Annotated in this window: 1 protein-coding gene; it reads left to right on the top strand. The window is 62.8% G+C overall.

What is annotated here, in order from left to right:
• Positions 1-806 precede the first annotated feature (806 nt).
• Positions 807-1,220, top strand: coding sequence for a hypothetical protein (locus tag BLR04_RS39400; protein WP_090774302.1), 414 nt, complete (start codon positions 807-809; stop codon positions 1,218-1,220).
• Positions 1,221-1,430: the final 210 nt, after the last annotated feature.

Raw genomic sequence — 1,430 nt, 5'->3', positions numbered from 1 at the left:
ATCGTAGGTCAGAGCGCATGTCACGCACCGAGGATGGAGCAACTACGTTCCGTGGCGGAGCCAAACGAATCAAGATCTACGGATGTAGTACAGGTACGGCCTGGCCCAATCGGGGAGTGCAGCGAGTATCCGCTCAAGGTCTCCGCGTGGATCGATTTCCCATGAGCATCCAGGACACGAGCACGTGGGCGGGAGCTGAGTCGTAGTGCCAGGAATGACGTCCCGGGTCCAGGCCAAGAGGGTCGCTGCCACTTCGCCCGGTTGCAGGATTGTGTGTTCAAGGGCGATAACCGCGGCCATAGGTCGGGCTGTGAGTCCGGGGACTTGATGGATAGAGGGTCTGTGGGTTCGGCACCGCAGCCGTCGTGCGCGAACCGCGGAAGGGCGCCTACGCGGCATGGCCCTTTCTGATCATCGTCGTCATGATGCCGATGATCCCATGCTGGCGGGCGCCGATGGAACGGTCTGGCTGCTCGCGATGTGCCTCCGGCGGGGGCTCTCCGGCTCCGGGATGACCGCTGAGTCGGACCTGAGGTCCGTAGGTGGCTGAGGTGGAAGCCTGATCATCCCGCCCGTCATCGACCCGGGACAAGCCGAGCAGACCAGGGCCACGGGGCCAAGGTCGTTCCTCCAGTAGGGGGCTCCACCTTGTCCCCGTGGCCCTGGCCCGCTTCCCCTTCGGGCGGGTCGACGGCAGACGGGATGATCAGGCGAGCAGGCTGTGCGCTCGCGCGAGAGACCATCATGCGACGATCTCGCCTCGTGATAAGTCAGAGGTTGGGTTGCGTGTCTCATAGGGAGAGTTTGTGGACGAGGACGAGAGCCTGCGACGCTATGGGCTTCGACCGTCTGGCGCTCATCTTGACGAAATTCGAGAGACGCTGAGAATCCACGCTGTGCTGGAGCGACGCGCGCAAGGCGAGGGCGACACCGAACTGATGAAGCTCTGCTGCGTGCAGTTGTTCAATGCCGGCGACCTGGACGATGTGCTGACGATCTGGGATGCCAAGCGGTCGAGCTGGGATGCTGACTCTTCTATCGATGTTCAGTTGCTCTGCGGCGCTGGACTTGAGGAAACCAAGGCGTATCTGACCGCGACGAACTCGCCGGCGGCGTTGGCGGTGCTGGACTGCCTTCTGCTGTGTGAGAGGGCCGGCGACTTCGAGGGCTTCTCCGTGGAGTCGACGTCACGTTGGTACGCGGCGTACTACTCGGATTGAGCAACGAGCGCTCGCGCCCGCCTGTGCCATATGCGTGCAATGATCTTGGGCATCAATGCCATCAGGCGCAACCGCGCCGCAGGCCGGAGGCTATCTCGCGGCAGAAACAGTCACGCGCTGTAAAACCGTCGGCTCAGCCTACGCAAGTTCGAACCTTGCACCTGCCACACGAGCCAGAAGAGGCCCGTCACCAGCAAAAACGCGGTGACG

Source organism: Nonomuraea maritima (assembly GCF_900100395.1).
GTDB classification, from domain to species: domain Bacteria; phylum Actinomycetota; class Actinomycetes; order Streptosporangiales; family Streptosporangiaceae; genus Nonomuraea; species Nonomuraea maritima.
This window is presented reverse-complemented; position numbering and strand designations above follow the sequence as displayed.